This is a genomic window from Roseovarius sp. CAU 1744 (assembly GCF_039839345.1).
Taxonomy (GTDB): Bacteria; Pseudomonadota; Alphaproteobacteria; order Rhodobacterales; family Rhodobacteraceae; genus Roseovarius.
Window position 1 is genome coordinate 35907 of the sequence record NZ_JBDOQV010000010.1, and the last position, 23304, is coordinate 59210.

A 23304-nucleotide genomic window follows, 5' to 3' on the forward strand; every position below is an offset into this window, starting at 1 on the left:
TTTTTCCCCCTTGTCCGGGGCGCTGTCGCCGATGACGGGCAGGTAATCGAGCCAGCCGGGCGCGCTGTTGAACGCCCAGGTGGCCAGGAGGGGATGTCAGGAATATGTTGGATGACTTTCAAATGAAGAACATGCGTATTTCCATGCCACATCGACACACCGTACGGTTCCAGGAAAACGGAAATATACTTGATTATGAAGTCGAATTGATTGTCGGAGGCGTGATCTTGTATCGAGATAACCCCAAGGTCATCAGCGGAAATTTGGTTGATTTCGACCGGGAAACAAAAGCCGTCGAAGTTTGGTTGCGACGAAAATTCCGCCGTGTAGTGCTTGGATAATTATCGCCAAGATTCAGAAAATTCCATGATTATTTTTGACATACGCAACGATTGCCACTGATGTGCCGGAGGCAATTGAATTGCGCGCGCGCTCTGATATGAAACGCGAGTGAATTTCCAAGGGTGCGGGTCATGGATCATTTTCTCTATCGCGACGGCGCGCTTTTTGCCGAGGACGTGCCCGTGGCCGAGATCGCGGCCGAGGTCGGCACGCCGTTCTACGTCTATTCCACCGCGACGCTCACCCGGCATTTCCGCCTGTTTGACGAGGCGCTGGAGGGGGTGCCGCACCTGGTCTGTTACGCGATGAAGGCGGCGAGCAATCAGGCGATCCTGACGGTGCTGGCGGGGCTGGGCGCGGGGATGGACGTGGTGTCGGGCGGGGAATATGCGCGCGCCATCGCGGCAGGCGTGCCAGGGGACAGGATCGTGTTTTCCGGCGTCGGCAAGACCCGCGACGAGATGCGGCAGGCCCTGGCCGGCGGTATCCGTCAGTTCAACGTCGAAAGCGAGCCAGAGATGGCCGCGCTCAACGCCGTGGCTTTGGAACTGGGCACCGTCGCGCCAATCACCGTGCGGGTGAACCCGGACGTGGATGCAAAAACCCATGCCAAGATCGCCACCGGCAAATCCGAGAACAAGTTCGGCATCCCGATCGCCCGCGCCCGCGAGGTCTATGGCCATGCGGCCAGCCTGCCGGGGTTGAAAATCGTCGGCATCGACGTGCATATTGGCAGCCAACTGGTCGAGCTGGAACCGTTCCGGCAGGCCTATGAGAAGGTTGGCGAACTGACCGGCCTGTTGCGTGCCGATGGGCATGATATCCAGCGGCTCGACCTGGGTGGCGGTCTGGGCATCCCCTACACCCGCTCGAACGAGGCACCGCCGCTGCCCACCGAATACGGGGCGCTCATCAAGGAAACGCTGGGCCATCTGGGCTGCGAGATCGAGATCGAGCCGGGGCGGCTGGTGGCCGGCAATGCCGGGCTGATGGTCAGCCGCGTGATCTACGTGAAATCGGGCGAGGACCGGCAATTCCTGATCCTGGACGGAGCGATGAACGACCTGATCCGCCCGGCCATGTATGACGCCTGGCACGATATCGTGCCGGTGATGGAGCCGGACGCGGGCGCGGAACAGGCGCCCTATGACATCGTGGGGCCGGTCTGCGAGTCGGGCGATACTTTCGCCAAGGGCCGGATGATGCCACCGGTGGCCGAGGGCGATCTGGTCGCGTTTCGCAGCGCCGGAGCCTATGGCGCGGTGATGTCGAGCGAGTATAATACGCGGCCCCTCATCCCCGAAATTCTGGTGCATGGGCATCAATTTGCCGTCATCCGGCCACGCCCGAGCTTTGACGAAATGATAAATCGCGATACCATCCCCGAATGGTTGTGATGCAATCCTTGTGTCGCGCCCCCATATGGTACGGTAGATGGCACGCCAGAAGAACGCTCTGACGCCGGTCCTGCGCCGGCTTCGCAGGCCCCTGACCCTGACATGGGCGGGGCTGATCGCCGAACGTGTGGTTCGTGCCTTTTGGCCGCTATGGACGCTTGTGGCAGCACTGGCAGGGGCGTTGATGCTGGGCCTGCACGAGGTTTTTTCCTTTGAAGTGCTGTGGGGTGCGGCCATTCTGGCGCTGGTCGGGGTGATTGCGGCCGCGACAACCGGTTTCCGGCAGTTCAGCTGGCCCCGCCGTGCCGACGCCATGGCGCGCCTGGACGCGGCCATGCCCGGCCGGCCGCTGGCCGCCCTGGGTGACACGCAGGCTGTCGGCGCCGATGATCCGGCCTCCCAGTCGTTGTGGCGGGCCCATCAGCAGCGCATGGCGGCGCGCGCCGCCGAGGCCAGGGCGGTCGAGCCCGACCTGAAACTCTCGCGGCGCGATCCGTTTGGGCTGCGCTATGTGGCGCTGCTCGGGCTGGTGGTGGCGCTGCTCTTCGGTTCGATCTGGCGGGTTGGCGGCGTGGGTCAACTGGCGCCGGGCGCCAACGCCGCGCTGGCCGCCGGCCCCGCCTGGGAAGGCTGGGTGGAGCCGCCCGGCTATACCGGCCTGCCCAGCCTCTACCTGAATGACATAAACACCCATATCACCGCGCCCGAGGGCAGCCGCATCACCATCCGCCTCTATGGCGAAGTCGGCGCGCTCTCGGTGGCCGAGACCGTATCAGGGCGTACCGATGATATTGGCGCGGCGACCGACCCCCGCCAGAGTTTCGAGATCACCCGCGACGGCGAATTGGCAATCGACGGCCCCGGCGGCCAAAGCTGGAAGGTGTCCGCGGTCGCCGACATGCCACCCCGGGTCGAGCTGATGCCCGAAGGTGCCCGCACGAATTACGACGGCCAGATGAGCCAGCCCTTCCGCGCGATCGACGATCACGGGGTGGTCAGCGGCACCGCCACCTTTACGCTGAACCTGCCGCTGGTCGCGCGCGACCACGGTCTGCGCATCGACCCAGAGCCGCGCGAACCCATCGTGCTGGACCTGCCGATGCCGATCGCCGGAAACCGCGCGGTCTTTTCCGAAACGCTGATCGAAAACCTCTCGGAACACCCCTGGGCGCACCTGCCGGTGACGATGCAGATGCAGGTGGTCGATGCCAGGGGTCAGACAGGCGCCAGCGAGGTGATCCAGATGAACCTGCCGGCGCGTCGCTTCTTTGATCCGCTGGCGGCGGCGATTATCGAACAACGCCGAGACCTGCTGTGGTCCAGGGGCAACGGACCGCGTGTTTCGCAGATTCTCAAAGCGGTGTCACACGATCCCGAACCGGGTCTGTTCCGCAAGGACAGCGCCTATCTGAAAATGCGGGTCATCATCAGTGATCTGGACAAGAAGATCGGCGCCGCCGAGCTGAATGACACAGCCCGCGACGAGATTGCCCAAGCGATGTGGGATCTGGCGCTGTTGCTGGAGGATGGTGATATCGGCGATGCGCTGGCCCGGATGCGGGCGGCGCAGGAACGGCTGAACGAGGCGATGAAGAACGGTGCCTCTGAGGAAGAGATCGCCCGGCTGATGCAGGAATTGCGCGACGCGACGCAGGATTACCTGCGGCAGAAATCCCAGCAGGCGCAGCGCGAGAACAATACCGATCAACGCGGTCAGACCCCGCAGGACATGATCGAGATGTCCCAGCAGGACATTCAGGACATGATGGACCGTATCCAGGAGCTGATGGAACAGGGCCGCTATGCCGAGGCGCAGCAGGCGCTGGAAGAGTTCCAGCAGATGATGGAGAACATGCAGGTGACCGAGGGCGGCCCTGGCAACTCTCCCGGCCAGGAGGCGATGGAAGGCCTGGCCGATACGCTGCGCCAGCAACAGGGCCTGTCGGATCAGGCGTTCCGGGATCTGCAGGAACAGTACAATCCGGGTGCACAGGCCGGCGAATCGCAGGGCAACGAGGGCCGCAGCGGCGGCCAGGGCCGCGGCCAGAGCCATGAGGGCCAAAATGGCGAGGGCGAGGGCATGGGCACCCAGCAGGGCCGGAATGGCGCCCCGCAATCGGGCAGCGAGGGATCTCTGGCCGACCGGCAGGAGGCGCTGCGCCGCGAGCTTGAGCGTCAGCGTGGCAACCTGCCCGGCATGGGCGGCGAGGCTGGGGAAAACGCGCGCCGCTCGCTTGAACGGGCCGACGACGCGATGCGCGGGGCCGAGCAGGCGCTGCGCAACCAGGATCTGGCCGGTGCGCTGGACAACCAGTCCGAGGCGATGGACGCCCTGCGCGACGGCATGAAAAACATGGGCGAGGCGCTGGCCCAGCAGGAAAACCCCAATGGTCAGGGAGAAGCGTTCAGCCAGCTGGGTGACTCCGGGTCCGATCCACTGGGCCGCCCGGGGGCGGGTACGCAAGTGGGGCCGGGTGAACGGGGCCTGCCCGACGCGGATGTCTATGGCCGCGCCCGCAAGCTGCTGGATGAAATCCGCCGGCGTTCGGGCGAAACCGACCGCCCCGAGATCGAGCGCAACTACCTGCAACGCCTGCTGGATCGCTTCTAGGATCGCGCTGCGCGTTGCGACCGGCACACGTATTCAACGACAAGATGAACACTCGCTTTGTTGAACGCAAAGCATTGACGGCTTCTGGGAGTGTTGATGAACTCATGCGACCTTTGCGCCAGAGGTCGCCCCGGCCACAGCCCGCTTGTTTGAGGGTCTGCCCCCCGTGCACTTCTTTTTCTGCAGGTACGACAGTTCAGATCACGCCACCGTTTGCACGCAGGGTCTGCCCATTGACCCAGGCACCCTCTGATCCAACGAGGAACGCGACAACATTGGCAATATCCTCTGGTGTTCCAAGCCGTTCCAATGGTGCCATCCTGGACATGCGGTCCAACACCTCCTGCGGCTTGCCATCAAGAAAAAGCTGCGTCGCCGTCGGACCGGGGGCGACGGCGTTGACGGTGATCGACCGCCCGCGAAGCTCTTTGGCCATAATGCACGTCATTGTTTCAACGGCGGCCTTGCTCGCAGCGTAGACGCCGTAGGTTTCCAGTTTCAGGCCAACCACGCTGGTCGAGAGGTTGACGATGGCACCACCGTCACGCAGGTGATTGGCAGCTTCGCGCATGGTGTTGAAACTGCCCTTCAAATTGATCGCGATCTGACTGTCAAAAAGTGTGTCATCGCTATCGGCTATGGGCGCCAGTTGCATTATGCCCGCATTGTTGACAAGGACGTCTACGCCCCCAAAGGCTGTCACGGCGGCATCGAACATCTGACTGACAGCCGCAGGGTCAGAGACATCGGCCCGCGCGACAATGGCCTTGCCACCTGCGGCCACGATCTTGTCGACAACCTTGCGCGCAGCATCATCGCTGCCTTGATGATTGACGACCACGTTGAACCCATCTGCCGCCAACCGCTCGGCGATTGCAGCGCCAATTCCGCGTGAAGACCCGGTCACCAAGGCGGTTTTGGTCAATACATCACTCATGTCATTCTCCTGCGATAGACCAACTTCACGTCAGCCACGACCGCAAGATAAGGATGTTTTTTGTTCGGTTAATGTGATACAATCCGTCATCACAATTCTAATTTTCCGGATAATATGATGGATCGTATCGACGCCATGAACGTCTTCACGCGGATCGTGGAAACGCGAAGCTTTACCAAGGTTGCAAGCGGCCTGGGTTTGCCACGATCCACGGTGACGGACGCGATAAAGGCGCTTGAGGCCCGGCTGGGCGTCAGCCTGCTGCATCGGACAACACGGGTTGTGCGCCCGACCTTGGACGGTGAAGCCTACTATCAGCGCTGCGTATCCATTCTCTCCGAAATTGACGACGCCGAAAGCGCCTTTGCGGGCGCCACACCAAAAGGCAAGCTGCGCATAGATGTGCACGGGGTGTTGGCCCGGCATTTCCTGTTGCCCAAGTTGCCAGATTTTCTGAACCGTTACCCCGATATCGAGATCCATATCGGAGAGGGTGACAGGCTGGTCGATTTGGTCCGCGAGGGCGTCGACTGCGCGGTGCGCGTTGGTGACCCCGTCGACAGTGACATGACCGGGCGCAAGCTGACCGAACTGGAAGAGGTGACCTGCGCTGCCCCGGCCTATTTGGAACGCCACGGCATCCCGAATGAGATTGATGCGCTGGAAAACCACATGATGATCGGCTTCCGCTCTTCTGCGAATGGGGCGATCATGCCTCTGGAATTTGTTGAGAACGGCACCCTTCGGACAATCACCCTCCCGGCTCCGGTGACGGTCAGCGGCGCAGATACCTTGGGCAAATGTGCTTGTCTTGGCTTCGGTATCATCCAAAGACCGCGCTATGCCGCCGCTGCAGATATCAAGGCTGGCAGACTGGTAGAATTGCTCAAAGACACACCACCGCCCCCGTCACCTGTTTCAATCTTCTATCCGCGCGACCGATACATCTCGCAGCGGGTCCGTGTGTTCATTGACTGGACAGTAGAGGCATTTGCAAACGACTAGAGCCACCCGAGGCAGGGCATCAGCGATTGTCTTGATTGCGGCCTGAAGACATGGTCATCCACGTCGACCGGCAGCAAGCTCTGCCTAGCCGACACCGTTATCCAGCCCCTTCATCACCTCGGCGGTGGCGGCAATGAGGATTAGCACCGCGCCGCCAGCCTGCATCACGCCGAAAGGCTCATCCAGCAGCAGCGCCCCGGAAATCACGCCGGACAGGATTTCCGCCGTAAGCAGGAAAGAGATCGTGGCAGGCGGGAGGCGCTGCGCGCTCCAGAGTGTCAGCACCATGATCGGCAGCACGTAGATCACGCCGGCAAGCGCGCCGATACCAGCCCCGGCGGCGGTCGCGTTGCCAGAGAAAACCGTTCCCTGACCCAGAATGACAAAACCGGTACCGATGAGGGTGGCCGACAGGCAGGTGAGCAGAGACAACCCCGTGGCATTGGACCGCCCCCCGGTGAAAATCAGCGCCGCGCCCCCTGCCCAGGACATGCCGGACAGTACCGCCAGCACATCGCCCAGCCCAAGCCCGGACAGGCTGAGTTCACCGCCCAGAACCAGCCAGGCGCCCAGCAGCGACGCTGCGATGGTCACGCTTGAGGTCCAGTGCCAGCCGCGCCCCATAAAGGCCCATTCGATGATCTTGCTCCATCCCGGCGCCAGGTAGAAAAGCAGGATCACACGCACCACATCCGCCATGGTGATCGCCACCGAATATGTCGATACCGCCACGCCCACCAGCGCCGCCCCCATGGCGGCGGTCACTCCGGCACGAAGCCGGATCCGACGCAGCGCCATCCATGCAAGAACGAACAGGGCCGCCCCGGCATTCATCGCCACGCTGCCCCAGGCGCCGTCCATCCCCAGCGTTTCCAGATACCGGATCGGAATCCACCAGATCCCCCAGAGCGCGGCAGCCAGGAATGCGAAAAAGGCCGGCGTCGTCGGCCGGTCGACGATCGGTGTCATAGGCCGAGCGCCTGTCTGCGCTCCTCGGCAAAGCCCTGCACCAGGCGATCCGCCACCAGCGCCAGGATCGCCATCGCCGCACCGGAGGCGATGCCAAGGCCCACATCCGCCTGCGCCAGTGCGCCATAGATCGACTGGCCCAACCCGGTGGTGCCGATGAGCGCGGCAATCACCAGCATTGCGAAAGCGTAGAGAATGGTCTGGTTCAGCCCCAGCAGGATGGTGGGTGCGGCGTAGGGTGCGCGCACCTCGACCATCGTCTGCCACCCGGTCGCGCCCGACGATACCGCGGCCTCGATCATTTCCTCGGGCGTATTGATAAGCCCGTGGCGGGTGTAGCGGATCATCGGCACGATGGCGTAAAGGCAGATCGCCAGGAAGGCCGAGAATTCTCCGATCTGGAAGAACATCAGCACCGGGATCAAAAAGACAAAGAGCGGGATGGTCTGCAGCATATCGCAGATCGGCAGCACCAGGCGCCATGCCAGGGGGCTGATCGCGCACAGCAGCCCGATGGCGCCACCGACGACGGCACAGGTCAGCACCGCCGCACCTGACATATAGAGCGACAGGAGTGCGCGCTCCCACAGCCCGCTGAACAGGATCAGCGACAGCATTACCACCGCAAAAGTCGCCAGCTTCCGCCCCCCCGAAACCCATCCGATCGCGCCGGCGCCGATCAGCACAAAGGGCCAGGGCAGCTCTGCGATACCGGTCTCGATCATGCCCACCAGGATCACCAGCGTGATCCCCCATGTCACGCGGCCACGCAGCGCCAACACCAACCCGGCAGCGGCGGCAGCAGCATAGAGTGCTAGGCTCATGCCCTTGGTCCAGGCAAAGCCCCAGGTAAAGGGCAGCACCGCGCCATCCAGCCCGATCTTGAGCGGCAGGAGGCCGTAGAACATCGCGCCGTTCTTAAGCCCGTCCAGCCCCGCGCCATTATCCTTGAGAAACGCGGTCAGGCTGGCGTCCAGCCAGTTCGACACCGGGTCGAGCAGCCTGATCTGCGACGGGCTGGGCAGCGATTGCCAGGTTGCGACCGCGACGATCACCCCCACCATGGCAATCACGACCGCCACACGCAGGCTGTACCGCACCCGGTCCGAGGCCAGCTTGCTGCTGTAGCGGTCGATGATCATCGCGAAGATCACGATCACCATACCGGCCATCAGGCTGGGCCCGAAATAGGCCTTGCGCATGGTCAACAGCACCTCCCAGCCGATATCCTTGAACCCGCCGATCACGGCGGCGATGATCACCATGCTGAGCGCCGCCATCAGGCACTGGTTGACCCCCACCATGATCTGGGTCTTGGCCGAAGGCAGCTCGATCAGGAAAAGCTGTTGCAGGCGGGTGCCGCCGGACATCACGGCGGCCTCCTTGATATCGCTTTCAACCCGCTCCAGCCCGAGGATGATGTTGCGCGCCATCGGCGGGGCGGCATAGATCGCGCTGGCGATCAGCCCCACGACAGGGCCGAAACCGAACAGGAACAGAAGCGGTGTCAGATAGGCGAAGGTCGGCACCGTTTGCATGACGTCCAGAACCGTCTGGATGGCGCTCTTGAACCGCGGAAACTCGTTCGCCAGCAGGCCAATCGCGCCCCCCATGACCAACGCCAGCGGAACCGACACGGCCACCAGCGCCAGCGTTGCCATGCCTTCCAGCCAATAGCCCGTCGCCAGCACGAAACCCAGGCCGAACAATCCCAGCGCGGCCATCGGCACCCCGCCGATATACCAGCCGATCGCCGTGACGAGGGCAATCAGCAACGGCCACGGCATGCCGGTAAAAAGCATGTTGGCCCAGTCCATTGGATAACCCAGCGCAGCTGAGACCAGCCGCATCGCCGGTTTGATCAGGTCCAGGAACCAGGTGAGCGAGACGCCGATCCATTCTGCCGCGGGCAGCGTCCAGGCATCGGGAAATTTGACCAGCCAGGGCGCCACCGGGGTCAGCGCGATACAGACCGCGCCGGTCAGCAGCGCAATCAGCGCCGCCATCGCGCCGGTGCCGAGGGCGATGCCGCCACGGCCGTCGGCAAGACCACTTTCGGCCATCATGTCTCTTCGGCCTGCAGCGCAGCCGCCAGATCGGCCGGATCCACGATCCCGACACAATGGCCGTCCTCGCCCAGAACGGGCACCGGATCATAATGCGAAATGCAGGACGCCAGCGCGGCCTCGAGCGTCATGTTCTGGCGCAATCCCGGACCCTTGGGCGCATCGCCCTGAACCGGCTGCATGACCGACGCCACCCGTGCATGCCGCCCCTTGACCACGTCCTTGGAGAATTCGGCCACGTAGTCATCGGCTGGCTTCAGCACAATCTCGGTCGGGGTGCCGATCTGCACGATCTTGCCATCGCGCATGATCGCGATCCGGTCGGCAATCTTCAACGCCTCGGCAATGTCATGGGTGATGAACACGATGGATTTCTTCAGCGTCGCCTGAATGTTGATGAACTCGTCCTGCAATTGGCGGCGAATGAGCGGATCAAGCGCGGAAAACGGCTCGTCCAGGAACCAGATGTCTGGATTTACCGCCAGAGAGCGCGCGATGCCCACGCGCTGACGCTGCCCGCCCGACATCTCGCGCGGGAAACTGTCTTCGCGGCCCTTGAGGCCGACAAGCTCGATGACCTCCAGCGCGCGCTTGATGCGTTCGGCCTTGCCTTGCCCCTGCATTTTCAGCGGGAAGGCCACATTTTCGGTCACGGTCATATGCGGGAACAGGCCGAAATGCTGGAACACCATGCCCAGTTTGCGGCGTCTGAGCTCGATCAGCCGCGCCTTGGAAGCATCGACGAGGTTTTCCCCCTCGATCAGGATTTCGCCCCCGGTGGCATGCAGCAATTGTGAGATACAGCGCACGATCGTCGATTTGCCCGAGCCGGAAAGGCCCATGATCACGAACAATTCTCCGGGATGCACATCGAATGTCGCATCCTGCACGGCGGGGATCAGACCCTGATCGCGCAATAGTCGGGCGGCGGCATCGCTGTCGCCGCCCGTGCTGGCCAACGCATCGGCCAGTTTCTGTTTCGCGTTGGGGCCAAAGACCTGCCAGACATTCCGGCAGCTGATGGCGGGCTCGGTCGAGCCTGTCTGGTCGGTCATTCTCGGCGCCCGCGTCGCTTAGTTGATGGCCGCGTCGACGACAGGTTTCCACGTGTCCTCGTTGGCAGCCATCCACTCGGCAACGGCGTCTTCGACCGACATGCCGTCAACATCGACCTTGCCCATCAGCGGTTGCTGGTCTTCGACCGACAGCTGGTAGTTGGTGAGGATTTCGGCAGCGGCGGGCCATTTGTCGGCCAGGCCGGACCAGGAGGCCTTGAAGATGCGCGACGGGGCGAAATCACAGTCGTTGACCGCGTTCGGGTTCGGGCCCCAGGCGGGATCTTCGAAACATGCGGCCTCGCCCACCGGCAGGTCGACGAACTTGACGTCATAGGCCGACATCGCCCAATGCGGCTGCCAGAAGGTGATCAGCAGCGGCGACTTCTTGTCGGTTGATGCGCGCAGCTCGGCAATCAATGCGCCCTCCGAACCGGCAGGCACGGCCTTGAACGGCAGGTCCAGCCCGGTCATCCGGTCGGCACCCGGCGTGCCCCAATCGGCGGGGTAGTCGACCAGGCGGCCCTGCGGCAGCGTCTCGGCGGTGGCGAAGTTCTGGGCGCAGTCCTTCAGCGCTTCCCAGGCGGGCAGGCCCGGGCACATCTCGGCCACATGGGCGGGATAGGCAATGCCTTCCTTGGCATCCAGCCCCAGATCGCCCAGTTCGGTCACGCCGCCGGCCTCGACCTGCTTGGCATATTCATCCGACACGTTCGACGACCAGATTTCCATTGCACCGTGGATCTCGCCATCGGCCATGGCCTGGTACATGTTCATGTAGCCGGCGGTGACATATTCCACGTTGTAGCCCGCCGCCTTGAGCATTTCGCCGGCGATATGCGTGCTGACATGCTGGCCGGTCCATTCGTTGACCGCCAGTTTGATCGGCTCGTCCACGGCCCCCATTTCGGCGGCGCTGGCGATACCGGCGGCACAGGCAAGTGCCATGCCTAGTGTTGTTGATTTCATCGCAGTCTCTCCCTGACTTTTTATTGACTGGTGAGTCAATATAACCTTGGCGTAGAAAGCGCAACAGATATTGGTGATTATCCGCGCCCCCGCGGTTCACTCTGGCAAAAGCCAGGTCGAAGATCAAATATGTGCTGGCCTGACGATCCTGCGCCCCGGCGCGAATTACCCGGCGTCAGGCACCGTTGTGCGGATTTGCGACAACACCGTGCCGTCCTCTGCGCAGGTAAAGCGCACCTTGGTGGCGCCAAAGCGAAAGCTTACGCGAAACCGGCCTGCATCCGCACCTTCGCCCCGCTCGAAAACGCTGGTGATCTTGCCCTCGCGCATCAGGCCCGGCACATCGGCAGGTCGGCATCCGATCAGCGGCGCCAGGTCACGGGCATCGACGGTGACACCGCCATCGGTGACCTCCAGCTTCATGACGGGCACCCCGTCACCAGCCACCGGCAGTCACGGTCGGATTTTCTGGGATTCGCGGACAGGACCATGCCCCTATCAAAGAGGACGTGGCCGCGGGTGTAAATGGCCAAACGCCAGCCGCGACGCCTGGGCGCGTGGCAGGCTTGGCTTGCACGGGCGCGCGGCCTGAGTTTAGGTGGCGGCAGCCCGGCCCTACCCCATTGAGGAACCTCCATGTCAGACCCGCAGAAAATCATTGTCATCGGTGCCGGGATCAACGGTGTCGCAACCGCGATCTGGCTGCGCCGCGCGGGCCATGAGGTAACACTTCTGGACAAGGACGGACCCGGTGCCGGGGCGTCATTCGGCAATGCCGGGCTGCTGGCGCAATGGGCGATCGTGCCGATCAACACCCCGGGGCTGATGAAAACCGGGCTGAAATACCTGCTGGATCCGAAATCGCCGCTGTTCCTGCAGTGGCGCCACGCGCCCAGATTGATGCCCTGGCTGCTGCGCTTCGTGTCAAATGCCAACGAGGCCGATGCGCGCAGGATGATCGAGGGGCTGATCCCCATTGTCACTGACAGCCTTGCGCAGCATCAGGCCCTGACCCGAGGCACCAGCGCCGCCGATTTCATCGCGCTCAGCGATGTCGGCTTTGCCTATGAAAGCCGCGCCGGTTTCGAGGCGGACCGCTACGGCTGGAATTTCCGCCGCGCCGCCGGCATGGCGCCCGCGCTGATTGAAGGCCCCGCCGTACAGGAGGCCGAACCGATCCTCGGGCCTCAGATCCGATGTCTCGCCGTCAGCAAGGACCACGGTCACATTCTCAATCCCGGCGGTTATCTCAAGGCGCTCGCGCAGGTGCTGACCGAAGAGGGCGGCACATTCCGGCAGGCCGAGGTCCGGGATCTGAGCCTGACGGATGGTCGCATAACCGGCGTCGAGACCGATCAGGGCCGCCTGCCCTGCGATCACGCGGTGCTGGCGGCGGGGATCTGGTCAAAGCCGCTGATGCGGAAACTGGGGCTGAAGGTGCAGATCGAGGCTGAGCGCGGCTATCACCTGCATCTCAGGAACCCTTCGCAGATGCCCAACAACCCGCTGATGGTCACGACAGGGAAATTTGGTGTCACGCCCATGAATGGCGGTTTGCGATGTGCCGGGACGGTGGAACTTGGCAGCACCGTCAACGGTCCCTCGCGCAAACCGCTGGCGCTGATCCGGCACTATATCGCGCAGACTTTCCCCGATCTCACCTATGACAGCGCCGACGAATGGCTTGGCTTTCGCCCGTCGACCCCGGACAGCCTGCCGCTGGTGGGCGAGATTGGCAAAACCGGCGTATACGCGGCCTTTGGGCATCAGCATATCGGCCTGACCGCAGGAGCGAAGACCGGCCGACTGGTGGCCGACATGATCTCGGGCCGCCGCCCGAACATGGACATGACACCCTATGACGCAAACCGGTTCAGCCGCTGACGAAGCGGTACCGCAAAGCGTCAGTCCGCCGCGCCGCTTGTTGCTGCCCCCGCCACCGGTCTGATCCAGGGCCCGCCATATTGGCCATCCGCCACTGCCGTTGCACGTCGTAATTTGAGCGCCGCAGGTAATTCCTCAACCGCACGGCTCGACTGTCGGATCATTTCCCGACAAGGTGGCCGAAAACGGGAATCACCACATGACACATCTCTGGGTCCGCGCCGAACAGCGCCCGAACGAGGAACGCGTGGCGCTCACGCCACATGGCGCCGCGAAGCTGATTGCGCAGGGCATTCGTGTGACCGTCGAGGAAAGCCATGTCCGGGCGATCCCTGTTGACGGGTACCGGGATGCGGGCTGTACCATCGCGGCCGAGAACAGCTGGCCCGGCGCGGCCGGCGATGCCATTATCTTCGGCGTCAAGGAACTGCCCGAGGATGGCACCCCGCTGCCGCACCGGCATATCCTCTTTGGTCACGCCTTCAAGGGTCAGCATTCGGGCCGCGCGTTGCTGGAACGGTTCCGGGCCGGGGGCGGGACACTGTATGATCTGGAATACCTGGTGGACGAGGACGGCCGCCGCGTGGCCGCCTTCGGTTATTGGGCCGGGTATGCCGGGGCGGCGGTGTCGCTGAAATGCTGGGCCGCGCAGCAGAAGGGCCGGATATGCGGGCCGGTTTCGACCTATGCCGGCAAGGACGCGCTGCTTGCCGATCTGGCGCGCGATCTGGATGGCACCGGCAAATCGCGCCCCACGGCCATTGTCATCGGCGCGCTTGGGCGGGTGGGAACGGGGGCCTCGGACCTGTGCACGGCGATGGGCATCGCGCCGACCCGCTGGGACATGGCAGAGACCGCCCATGGCGGCCCATTCCCGGAGATTCTGGCGCATGACCTGTTCATCAACTGTATCTTTGCTCGCCCGGGCACACCGGTATTCGTGCCGCGGGACGTGCTGACCGCGCCCCGGCAGCTGACGGTCATCGGCGACGTCGCCTGCGACCCGGACAGCGATTACAATCCCGTGCCGGTCTATGACCGCGCCACCAGCTGGACCGCGCCGGTGCTGAGGGTCCATGACGCGCCGCCGCTGGATGTCATGGCCATCGACAACCTGCCGTCGCTCCTGCCCGTCGAATCCTCCGAAGATTTCGCCGCGCAGCTTCTGCCCCATCTTCTGCAACTGGGCGATCTGAACGCTGGTGTCTGGGGCCGGGCCAGGGCCACGTTCGACAATCACATGAAAGACCTCTAGATGGCGATCTACATCGGATATCTGGCAGCCGCCCTTGGCACGATCTGCTGGATCCCCCAGGCGTGGAAGGCCTGGGCCACGCGGGACACCTCGGGCTTGTCGCTGCCCTCGAACTTGATGTTTCTGACGACGGTTTCCCTCTGGCTGCTCTATGGGATACTGATAACCGACTGGCCGCTGATCCTGGCCAATATCTGCGCCACCACGGCGATGCTGATCATCGTGGCGGCCAAGCTGAGATTCAAGTGACGGGGAACGAGACGATGACAATTCACTGGTGCGGCACCGGCCTTTCGGCCATCCCGGGGCTCAGGCGGTTGATCCAGGCGGGGCACGAGGTGACGGTCTGGAACCGCACGCTCGACAAGGCCGAGGCCGCGGTGGGTGATCTGACGAAACGGATCATGATCTTTGATGCGGACGCGCTGGCAGCAGAGGTGCAGGAGGGTGATATCGTGGTGTCGATGCTGCCCGGTGACTGGCATGTGCCGCTGGCCGGGATGTGCATCAACAAGGGCGCGCATTTCGTCAGCTCCTCCTACATCGCGCCCGAGATGCGCGCGTTGCACGCGAAGGCGCTGTTGCGCGGTGTCTCCTGCGTCAACGAGGTCGGGCTCGATCCGGGCATCGACCACCTGATGGCACATCACCTGGTGGCGGATTACCTCGCGTCAGAAGCCTATGACGCGGAAAACGATCTGTCCTTCATTTCCTATTGCGGCGGCATCCCCAAGCACCCCAACCCGTTCCGCTACAAGTTCAGTTGGTCGCCACTTGGGGTTCTCAAGGCGCTGCGCTCGCCATCCCGGTCGATCCGCAACTATGTCGAGCTGAATGTGGCACGGCCCTGGGACGCGATCAGCAGCTACACGGCGCCGCTGCCCACCCCCGAAAGCTTTGAGGTTTATCCCAACCGCGACAGCCTGCCCTTCATGGAGGATTACCGGTTTGAACCGCATTGGCGGGTCAAGGAATTCGTTCGCGGCACTCTGCGCCTGAACGGCTGGTCCGAGGCGTGGAAGGACGTGTTCGAAGAGATCGAAACACTTGCGGGCCCCGAAGGCGATGCCCGGCTCAAGGAAATGTCCGATCAGTTCTGGGCGGAAAACGCCTATGACGAGAACGAACCCGACCGTGTCGTGCTCTGCGTGGCGCTCAAGGCCGAACGCGCGGGCAACCCGGTCTGGCACAAGACCTACGTGATGGATGCCTGGGGCGACGCGCGCGGCACGGCGATGGCGCGGTTGGTGTCGGTCCCGGTGGCGCTGGCGGTCGAGGCGGTGATGAACCGCGAGATCCCCGCAGGCGTCACCCCGGCGCCGTCCGAGCCGAAGCTGGTCGACCGGTTCCTGGGCGAGATCGACACCCTGGCCCAGCATCTGCAGGTGGTGGATCACCTTGGCAGTTAGGACGCCGGGTCGCGCCTGTTGCCGGTAATCAGCCCCGAGGTCGCGACGCCGAAATTTGCACCGCCGCCGAAAGCATCGGGGGCCTGACACCTGCCGGTGGCGGCGGGTGTCACCCCAATCGGACATCACACGGCATTCAAGGTGCCGCTGCGCAGGGTGAAAACCCGGTAGCGCCGCTTGCCGCATTGCCGGCACACGGCATAAGCTGACCCGGGAACCAACCGGCCCCGCCGCGCGCAGACCCATGCCGCTGCTCCAACCCACCTGGTGGCAGACAACTCGCTGAAGCGTGAAATCGCAGGATATGAGCCCGAGCCGGGTTGCCCGGCCCTCAACGGCATTGAAAAGGAAAAACCATGACCGTTCGCATCGAAAAGACCGGACACGTCTGGACGATCATTCACAGCCGCCCCAAAGCCCGAAACGCCGTGACCCCTGAAAGCGCGGCGGCGCTTGCAGCAGCATTTGCCGAATTCGAGGCAGGCGATGCCCGTGTCGGCGTGTTTTATGGCGAGGGCGGCGCCTTCTGCGCGGGGTGGGATCTGAAATACGTGTCCCGAATGACAGATGCGGAATTTCAGACTGAGATCGTCGACCGGATGGCGTTTCCGCTGGGTGCGAATACTCCGCCCCGTGCGCCGATGGGGCCATCGCGGATGGAGTTCACCAAACCGGTAATTGGCGCGATCGAGGGGCCGGCGGTTGCCGGCGGAATGGAGTTGGCGCTGTTATGCGATATGCGCGTCATGGGTGAAAACGCCTATATGGGCGTCTATTGCCGCCGCTGGGGGGTGCCGTTGATCGACGGCGGCACCGTGCGCCTGCCGCGCCTGGTGGGTCAGGGCAAGGCATTGGACCTGATCCTGACCGGCCGCAAGGTCGATGCGCAGGAATGTCATCGTATCGGCCTGTGCGAATATGTTGTCGCTGATGGCGAAACCCGGACGAAAGCCGAAGCGCTGGCACACGAAATCGCTAAATTTCCGCAATCGACCATGCTGGCGGATCGCCGTAGCGCGATCGAGGGCTGCGGCATGAGCGTGCGCAACGCACTCAGGCTGGAATGGGCCAATGCGGTCGACACGCTACGCAGGGATGGCATCCGCGGCGCAGGGCGTTTCGCAGGCGGCGCCGGCCGGCACGGCGATTTCGAGGATATTTAAGCCCGCGGGCTGTGCACTGCCTCCATGAAGGCGATCTCGGAGAACGGACTCGAAACGCAGTTTGTCGGTCAGAGGAGCATGGGTTTCGGGTATCAGCCCGCCAGCGTGTCCATCTTGCGGGCCAGTTTCACGTCCTGCGTGCTCAGCCCGTCCACATCATGGGTGGTCAGGGTCACGATCACGCGGTTGTAGACATTGAACCATTCCGGGTGGTGGTTCCACTTCTCTGCCCAGAGGGCAGCGCGCGTCATGAAACCCATTGCCTCGACGAAATCCTTGAACCGGAACTCCTTGAAAATCGCATCGCGGCTTTCGTCCAGGGCCCAGCCGGTCTCTAACAGCGGCTGGAGCGTGGTCTTGCGGGCGGTGTCGCTCAGGCGTTCGGTCATTCGTGATCCTCCATCTCAGTCTTGCGAAACGGTCCATAGGCAGTCAGGATATCGATGTCCTGTGCCACCGCCTGTCTTTCCGCTTTCAGATACTGCGCGATCGCATCGGCGAATCCCGCATCCCGCACCCAGTGCAACGAATGGGTCGGCACCGGTAGATAGCCGCGCGCCAGCTTGTGTTCGCCCTGCGCCCCGGCCTCGACCCGATTCAATCCGTGACGGATGGCATAGTCAATGGCGCGATAATAGCATAGCTCGAAATGCAGGCAGGGGTGATCCTCGACGCAGCCCCAGTAGCGGCCATAGAGTGCCGACGCCCCGATCATGTTCATCGCCCCGGCCACGGCGTTTCCGTCCCGCATCGCCAGCACCAGCAGGACATCGTTGCGCAAGGTTTCATGCGCCCGGTCGAAAAACGCACGGGTCAGGTAGGGTGTACCCCATTTGCGCGCCCCGGTATCCTGATAGAAACGCCAGATCGAGTCCCAATGTTCCCGGCGAATGTCATTTCCGGTCAGTTCGATGATTTCACCGCCGAAATCATTGGCCTGCCGCCGTTCCTTGCGGATGTTCTTGCGTTTTCGCGAGCTGAGCGAGGCCAGGAACCCGGCGAAATCCGCATATCCTGCATTGACCCAATGAAATTGCTGGCTGGCACGGGCCATCAGGCCCATCTGTTCGCCCGCTTCGGCCTCGGCCTCGGTGCAGAAGGTCACGTGCAACGAGGACAGGTCGTTGCGGTCACAGATCTGTACCGCCCCCTGGATCAGCGCCGACCGTCCGGTTTGCTCGAATCCGGGGCGGGTCAAAAACCGGCGCCCGGTAACCGGGGTAAAGGGCACAGCCATCTGCAGTTTCGGATAGTAGCGGCCGCCGGCGCGTTCATAGGCATGGGCCCAGTTGTGATCGAAAATATACTCCCCCTGGCTGTGCGACTTCGCAAAGAGCGGCGCGCAGGCGATGATCTGCCCATCCAGCTCGGCGGTCAGGTATTGCGGCTGCCAGCCGCTGCCTGGACCGACAGAACCGCTGTCTTCCAGCGCCTTGAGAAAGCGGTGGGTGGTGAACGGGTCCTGCGGCCGTGCCCCATTCGCCGTTTCGGGACAGGCGCAGGCATCCCAGTCGGCCGCGTCGATCCGCGCCAGACTGTCATGCAGGGTGATGATGATCTGCGTCTCGTTCATGTCTTGTGCCTTGTCCCTCCCCAATCTGTGCCGGCCCGGGCAAGGGTCAAGACGGGATGTCGGCCAAATAGTTCTCGAAGGTGATATTGTCGGCGACCAGACGCGCCTGGCGCTCCTGCGCGGGCGACCGGACCGTCCAACAGAGCACATCCGCGCCCTGCGCTTTCAGTTCGGCCAGGCGCGGATTGTCCAGATCCCTGATCGAATGGCTGACGAAACATGCCCCCGCGCGCTCATAATCGGGAATGGCACGCAGATGCGCTCGTATTTCAGGGGTCAGCAATGGCCAGTCTTCCTGGGGATAATGTTCTGTCACCAGCCCGCGTGGAAGTTTCGGGGCCAGCACCGCCAGTTCGACAACCGAGTTGGGGTTGAACGACATGAGCGCGACGGGCCCCCGATACCCTTCCAGATCCCGCGCCACCGCGCGCTCCAGCCGGCCATCGGTCACGCCCATCCGCCCGTGCTGGTCCTTGAGTTCGATCAGCAGGGGCACCTGTCCGGCGACCAGGTGCAGCACCCTGGACAAGGTGGGGATGCCTTCGTTGCTGCCGGCCAGGATGAGTTGCGACAACTCCGCCGCATCGCGCTGCCGGATCGGGCCCTTGCCACCGGTCAGACGCGCCAGATCGTAGTCATGAAAGACCATTGCAACGCCATCTCGGCTCAGCTGCAAGTCAATCTCGATCCCGTAGCCTGCAGCGATCGCCGCCCGGATTGCCGCGCAGGAGTTCTCGGGCCGCCCATTGGCCTGGTCATGCAGCGCACGATGGGCGATTGGCAGGCGCCGGAAATCGGCGGAAAGACCCGTCATCTGATCTGGAACACACCTTCGATTTCAACCGCCACACCAAAGGGCAGCGATGGCGAGGACACCGCCGCGCGGGCGTGTTTTCCCGCATCGCCCAGTGCCTCGCCAATGAAATCCGAAGCGCCGTTGATGACCTGCGGCTGTTCGGTGAAATCGGGGGTCGAATTGACGAACCCGCCCAGTTTGACCACCCGCACCAGGCGGTCCAGATCGCCGCCGCAGGCCGCCTTGACCTGCGCCAGAAGGTTGATCGCACAGACCTTGGCCGCCGCGGCACCGGCGGCGGTGTCCATGTCATCGCCAAGCTTGCCGGTGATCAGCCCGTCTTCACCCTTGGAAATCTGGCCTGAGACATAGACGATGTCTCCCGCCTGCACATAGGGCACATAATTCGCCGCCGGCGCGGGGGCCTCGGGCAGGGTCACGCCCATCTCGGCCAGCTTGCTTTCGAATCTTCCCATGTTGCATTCCTCCATGCGTCGTTCAGTTTCGGCGCGACGCTAACGGTTCGGCTGGACGAGTTAAATCCAAAAATGATTTGCCGCCCATCGGGGGCGGACACGTTCTTGTGTGGGCCGGGCACCTGCTCATCGACACCAAGAAACCTGCGTTCGTCTTGCGGAAGACGCCAAGGTTGAAGGCGACGGAATTTTTGAAAATTCCGTACCGGAAAATTACAATTTTCCGCGCCGTTTTCTTCGAAGAAAACGGCCTTGGCATCAGCGGTCCGAGTGACAGCAGAAAGATCTAGGCGGTCACTCGCGGAAGGCCCGGTTGAAATAATCGGTCAGCGGTTTGGTCAGATAGGCCAGCGGCGTGCGATCCTCGGTGCGGATGAAGGCTTCGACCGGCATGCCGGGGATCAGCACGGCATCCTCGGGCAATCGGTCCTGCTCACCTTCGCTCAGCGCGATCTCGGCGCGGTAGAAGGACAACTGCTGACGTTCGTCCTGGAACGCATCGGCCGAGATCTGTACGACCCGGCCTTTCAGTTCCGGGGTGGTGCGCTGATCCAGCGCGGAAAACCGCAGGTTCACCTCCTGGCCGATACTCAGCTTGTCGATATGGATTGGTTCGATCCGGGCATTGATGATGAGCGGCCGGTCCTGCGGCACGATATACAGCACCGGATCGGCCGGGCGGATAACCGAGCGCAGGGCAAATACCTGCAGGTCATAGACCACCCCCGAAACCGGCGCGGTGATGTCCAGCCGGTCCAGCTGTTCGATCAGCGCCAGACGCTGCTCGCGCAGTTCCAGTTCGCGGTATTGCAGGTCGCGCAGGCGGGTAATCGCCTCTTCGCGGCGGCCGGTTCCCAGCTTGAGGATTTCGATGTCGATCTCGGTGATCCGCCCGCCGGCCTGGGCCTTCTGCGCCTCGAGATCGCCCATCGTTCCGCTCAGCCGCGCCTCTTCGCGCTGCAGGCTCAGGACACGCGCAGCCTGGGCCAGCCCCTGATCCAGCAGGCGCTGCTGGTCGGTCAGTTCCTGCGAGATCAGCTCCAGCTGCTTGGTCAGCGCCACCTGCTGCGCCTCGATCCCCTCGATCTGGTTGGCAATCTGTCCGCGGCGTTTTTCCAGTTGGGCGATCTCGGTCACGGTCGATTCCGCCCGCGCCGCCATCAGCCGCCGCTGACCGGCTATCAGGTCAGGGACATCGGGGTTGGTCTTCGCCGCCTCCAGCACCAGCGGATCAAAGGTGATGGTGTCACGCTCATCGCGCTCGGCCTCAAGGCGCCCGCGGCGCGCCATCAATTCGTAAAGCTGGCTTTCATTGATCGCCAGCTGTGATTTCAGCTGCGTATCGTCCAGCCGGATCAGCACCTCGCCGGCCTGAACCTCGACACCTTCATCCACCAGAAGCTCGGCCACGACGCCGCCATCCGGATGCTGGACGACCTGGCGGTTCTGATCCACCTCGATCCGCCCCCCGGCAATGATCGCGCCCGAGATATTGGTGGCCACCGCCCAGGTGCCGAAGCCGCCGACCAGCACCAGCAAACTCACGAGGCCGATCATCATCGGGCCGCGCGTCGACCAGCTTGAAGTGTCGCCCGAGCTCATTGCACACCTCCCGGCCCGGCGGATTGGGCTATTTCCGAGTGATTCTTGACCACGTCCTTCAACACCTTGTCCTTGGGGCCATAGGCCCGGAGCGTTCCCAACTCCAGCATCAATAGCATGTCGCATTCCTTGATCGCCGCGGGCCGGTGGGCCATGATCAGGATCGCCTTGCCCTGTGCCTTCATCCCGCGAATGGCGGTATTGACGGCCTCGCTGCCCTCGTTATCGAGGTTCGAGTTCGGCTCGTCCAGCACCAGCACAACCGGGTCGCCATACATGGCGCGGGCAAGGCCGATCCGCTGCATTTGCCCACCCGAAAGCTTTCCGCCCGACGAGCTGACCCGGGTATCGTACCCGTTGGGCAGCTTCAGGATCATCTCGTGCGCATCTGCCTTCTTTGCGGCGATCACCACCTGCTCGGCATCGGGCGATTGCGACAGCTTGGCGATATTCTCGGCGATCGTCCCGTCAAACAGCTGCACACGCTGCGGCAGATAACCGATATGCTGGCCAAGCACCTCGGGCGCGTATTGTTCCAGCGCGGCGCCATCCAACCGGATCTTGCCGCCCGCGCAACGCCAGGTACCGGTCAGGGCCCGCGCCAGCGTGGACTTGCCCGCGCCCGATGCCCCGATCACGCCGACGGCCTGCCCCGGCTTCACCGTGAAGGTGACGCCCTTCAGCGCGGGCTGACGTTCGCCCGGCGGCACGACAGAGGCCTGTTGCACTTCCAGCAGCGCGCGCGGCTTGGGCAGGGGTGTGCGCGCCTGTTCCGGCGGCACCTGCCCCAGCAACCCCGCCAGGTTTTCCCAGCCTTTCACCGCCCGCTGCACGACCGCCCATTGGCCGATGGATTGCTCGATCGGGGCCAGCGCACGGCCCAGCAGGATCGACCCCGCAATCATCGCGCCCGGCGTCAATTCGTTCTGCAGGACCAGATACGCCCCAAGGCCCAGCATGGCCGATTGCAGAAACAGGCGAAAAGTCTTGGTACCGGTGGTGAACGTGCCCCCAAGGTCGGCGGAATGGATCTGCTCCTGCAGGGCCTTTTCCCGGGCCACCTGCCAGCGATCGAACGCGGCCTCGCGCATCCCCATCGCCTGTACCATCTCGGCCTCGGACCGGATCTGGGTCGAGATCGCCTCGGCCTCGACAGACGCTGAGTTGGCCTTGGCCAGCGGACGTTTGGTGATCGCCTGATTGATCAGGGTGACCGCGATCAGGATACCGCCGCCGGCCAGCGCCAGCGAACCGAGCCAGGGGTGGAAAATCCAGATCCCCGCAAGGAAAAACGGTGTCCACGGGATGTCGAACATCGCCGTCAGCACCGGCGAGCTCAACAGGCGCTGGATCGCCTCCAGATCACGCAATCCGGTAGCGGTGCTGGCATCGGGCGCCACGGCGGACTTGCGAATCACGGCGTCGAATACCCGACGGTCCAGCCGCGCCTGGAACCGCGCCGCAACCCGGCCCATGATTCGCCCGCGCGCGTAATCCAGCAGGCCCATCATCCCGTAGAGAAAGACAACCAGAACCGACAGGGCGATCAGCGTTTCGACCGACCGGCTGCCAAGTACCCGGTCATAAACCTGAAGCATGTAAAGCGGTCCGGTAAGCATCAGAAGATTGGCGAAAAAGCCAAAAATCCCGACAAACCAGTACAAACTCCGGCTTTCCTTGCGGGCTGCGCGCAGCTCTTCCCGGCCCGCCTCGAGTATTCTCTTGTCCATTTATTCCGTGTTCCGCTCTTTGTCCGCCGCGAGTGTTCGTGCGTCGGTTTTGCCTGCCTTACAGG

At 63.2% G+C, this 23304-nt stretch carries 21 protein-coding genes; 9 read left to right on the forward strand and 12 right to left on the reverse strand.

Features of this window, described 5'->3' with window-relative positions; genetic code table 11:
• The first annotated feature begins 104 nt into the window (after positions 1-104).
• The 3 genes from AAFO92_RS18925 to AAFO92_RS18935 all read left to right on the forward strand — a co-directional run bounded on the left by AAFO92_RS18925 (position 105) and on the right by AAFO92_RS18935 (position 4350).
• Positions 105-341 (forward strand): hypothetical protein, encoded by a 237-nt coding sequence (locus tag AAFO92_RS18925; RefSeq protein WP_347537829.1) that lies wholly within the window; start codon positions 105-107, stop codon positions 339-341.
• A 132-nt stretch (positions 342-473) separates the two neighbouring features.
• A complete protein-coding gene (gene lysA / locus AAFO92_RS18930) occupies positions 474-1739 on the forward strand; it encodes a diaminopimelate decarboxylase (protein ID WP_347537831.1) in 1266 nt (421 codons plus the stop codon).
• A 37-nt stretch (positions 1740-1776) separates the two neighbouring features.
• Positions 1777-4350 carry a TIGR02302 family protein gene (locus AAFO92_RS18935; RefSeq protein ID WP_347537833.1) on the forward strand — a complete coding sequence of 858 codons (2574 nt, stop codon included), beginning with the start codon at positions 1777-1779 and terminating at the stop codon, positions 4348-4350.
• A 196-nt stretch (positions 4351-4546) separates the two neighbouring features.
• Here AAFO92_RS18935 and AAFO92_RS18940 read toward each other — a convergent pair whose 3' ends face one another.
• Positions 4547-5287, reverse strand: coding sequence for an SDR family oxidoreductase (locus AAFO92_RS18940; RefSeq protein ID WP_347537835.1), 741 nt, complete (start codon positions 5285-5287; stop codon positions 4547-4549).
• Positions 5288-5404: 117 nt separating this feature from the next.
• On the opposite strand from AAFO92_RS18940, the gene AAFO92_RS18945 reads away from it, so the two are divergent.
• Entirely contained in the window at positions 5405-6292 is an 888-nt protein-coding gene (locus AAFO92_RS18945) for a LysR family transcriptional regulator (RefSeq protein WP_347537837.1), read from the forward strand.
• 84 nt (positions 6293-6376) lie between these two features.
• Here AAFO92_RS18945 and AAFO92_RS18950 read toward each other — a convergent pair whose 3' ends face one another.
• From AAFO92_RS18950 to AAFO92_RS18970, 5 genes are all read right to left on the reverse strand, one after another.
• A complete protein-coding gene (locus AAFO92_RS18950; protein WP_347537839.1) occupies positions 6377-7261 on the reverse strand; it encodes a DMT family transporter in 885 nt (294 codons plus the stop codon).
• Positions 7258-9324, reverse strand: a complete 2067-nt coding sequence (locus AAFO92_RS18955; protein WP_347538131.1) for an ABC transporter permease subunit — start codon at positions 9322-9324, stop codon at positions 7258-7260. The genes AAFO92_RS18950 and AAFO92_RS18955 overlap by 4 nt, the downstream gene beginning before the upstream one ends.
• Positions 9324-10382, reverse strand: a complete 1059-nt coding sequence (locus tag AAFO92_RS18960; RefSeq protein ID WP_347537841.1) for a betaine/proline/choline family ABC transporter ATP-binding protein — start codon at positions 10380-10382, stop codon at positions 9324-9326. The genes AAFO92_RS18955 and AAFO92_RS18960 overlap by 1 nt, the downstream gene beginning before the upstream one ends.
• Positions 10383-10400: 18 nt before the next feature.
• The gene (locus AAFO92_RS18965; RefSeq protein WP_347537843.1) at positions 10401-11351 is read right to left on the reverse strand and encodes an ABC transporter substrate-binding protein; all 951 of its coding nucleotides are present in this window, start codon (positions 11349-11351) and stop codon (positions 10401-10403) included.
• Between the two features lie 165 nt (positions 11352-11516).
• Positions 11517-11774, reverse strand: coding sequence for a DUF6522 family protein (locus AAFO92_RS18970; protein ID WP_347537845.1), 258 nt, complete (start codon positions 11772-11774; stop codon positions 11517-11519).
• 213 nt (positions 11775-11987) lie between these two features.
• Between AAFO92_RS18970 and AAFO92_RS18975 the strand changes: the two genes are divergently transcribed.
• The 5 genes from AAFO92_RS18975 (at position 11988) to AAFO92_RS18995 (ending at position 17062) form a co-directional block, all read left to right on the forward strand.
• A complete protein-coding gene (locus tag AAFO92_RS18975) occupies positions 11988-13235 on the forward strand; it encodes an FAD-binding oxidoreductase (RefSeq protein ID WP_347537847.1) in 1248 nt (415 codons plus the stop codon).
• Positions 13236-13434: 199 nt separating this feature from the next.
• A complete protein-coding gene (locus AAFO92_RS18980; protein ID WP_347537849.1) occupies positions 13435-14490 on the forward strand; it encodes a saccharopine dehydrogenase in 1056 nt (351 codons plus the stop codon).
• Positions 14491-14739: a SemiSWEET family transporter gene (locus AAFO92_RS18985; protein ID WP_347537851.1), complete on the forward strand. Its 249-nt coding sequence runs from the start codon at positions 14491-14493 to the stop codon at positions 14737-14739.
• A gap of 14 nt (positions 14740-14753) precedes the next feature.
• Entirely contained in the window at positions 14754-15899 is a 1146-nt protein-coding gene (locus tag AAFO92_RS18990; protein WP_347537853.1) for a saccharopine dehydrogenase family protein, read from the forward strand.
• A gap of 356 nt (positions 15900-16255) precedes the next feature.
• Positions 16256-17062 carry a crotonase/enoyl-CoA hydratase family protein gene (locus tag AAFO92_RS18995; RefSeq protein WP_347537855.1) on the forward strand — a complete coding sequence of 269 codons (807 nt, stop codon included), beginning with the start codon at positions 16256-16258 and terminating at the stop codon, positions 17060-17062.
• Between the two features lie 92 nt (positions 17063-17154).
• Here the strand turns inward: AAFO92_RS18995 and AAFO92_RS19000 are convergent, their stop codons facing one another.
• The 6 genes from AAFO92_RS19000 to AAFO92_RS19025 all read right to left on the reverse strand — a co-directional run bounded on the left by AAFO92_RS19000 (position 17155) and on the right by AAFO92_RS19025 (position 23239).
• The gene (locus AAFO92_RS19000) at positions 17155-17451 is read right to left on the reverse strand and encodes a 4a-hydroxytetrahydrobiopterin dehydratase (protein WP_347537857.1); all 297 of its coding nucleotides are present in this window, start codon (positions 17449-17451) and stop codon (positions 17155-17157) included.
• Positions 17448-18635: a GNAT family N-acetyltransferase gene (locus AAFO92_RS19005; RefSeq protein WP_347537859.1), complete on the reverse strand. Its 1188-nt coding sequence runs from the start codon at positions 18633-18635 to the stop codon at positions 17448-17450. Before AAFO92_RS19005 ends, AAFO92_RS19000 begins: the two co-directional genes overlap by 4 nt.
• A 46-nt stretch (positions 18636-18681) precedes the next feature.
• Entirely contained in the window at positions 18682-19449 is a 768-nt protein-coding gene (locus AAFO92_RS19010; protein ID WP_347537861.1) for a glycerophosphodiester phosphodiesterase family protein, read from the reverse strand.
• Positions 19446-19907 (reverse strand): RidA family protein, encoded by a 462-nt coding sequence (locus AAFO92_RS19015; RefSeq protein ID WP_347537863.1) that lies wholly within the window; start codon positions 19905-19907, stop codon positions 19446-19448. The genes AAFO92_RS19010 and AAFO92_RS19015 overlap by 4 nt, the downstream gene beginning before the upstream one ends.
• Positions 19908-20201: 294 nt before the next feature.
• Complete coding sequence (locus AAFO92_RS19020; RefSeq protein WP_347537865.1) at positions 20202-21509, reverse strand: HlyD family type I secretion periplasmic adaptor subunit; 1308 nt, start codon at positions 21507-21509, stop codon at positions 20202-20204.
• On the reverse strand, positions 21506-23239 hold the full coding sequence (locus AAFO92_RS19025; RefSeq protein WP_347537867.1) for a type I secretion system permease/ATPase: 1734 nt from the start codon (positions 23237-23239) through the stop codon (positions 21506-21508). Before AAFO92_RS19025 ends, AAFO92_RS19020 begins: the two co-directional genes overlap by 4 nt.
• Positions 23240-23304 lie beyond the last annotated feature (65 nt).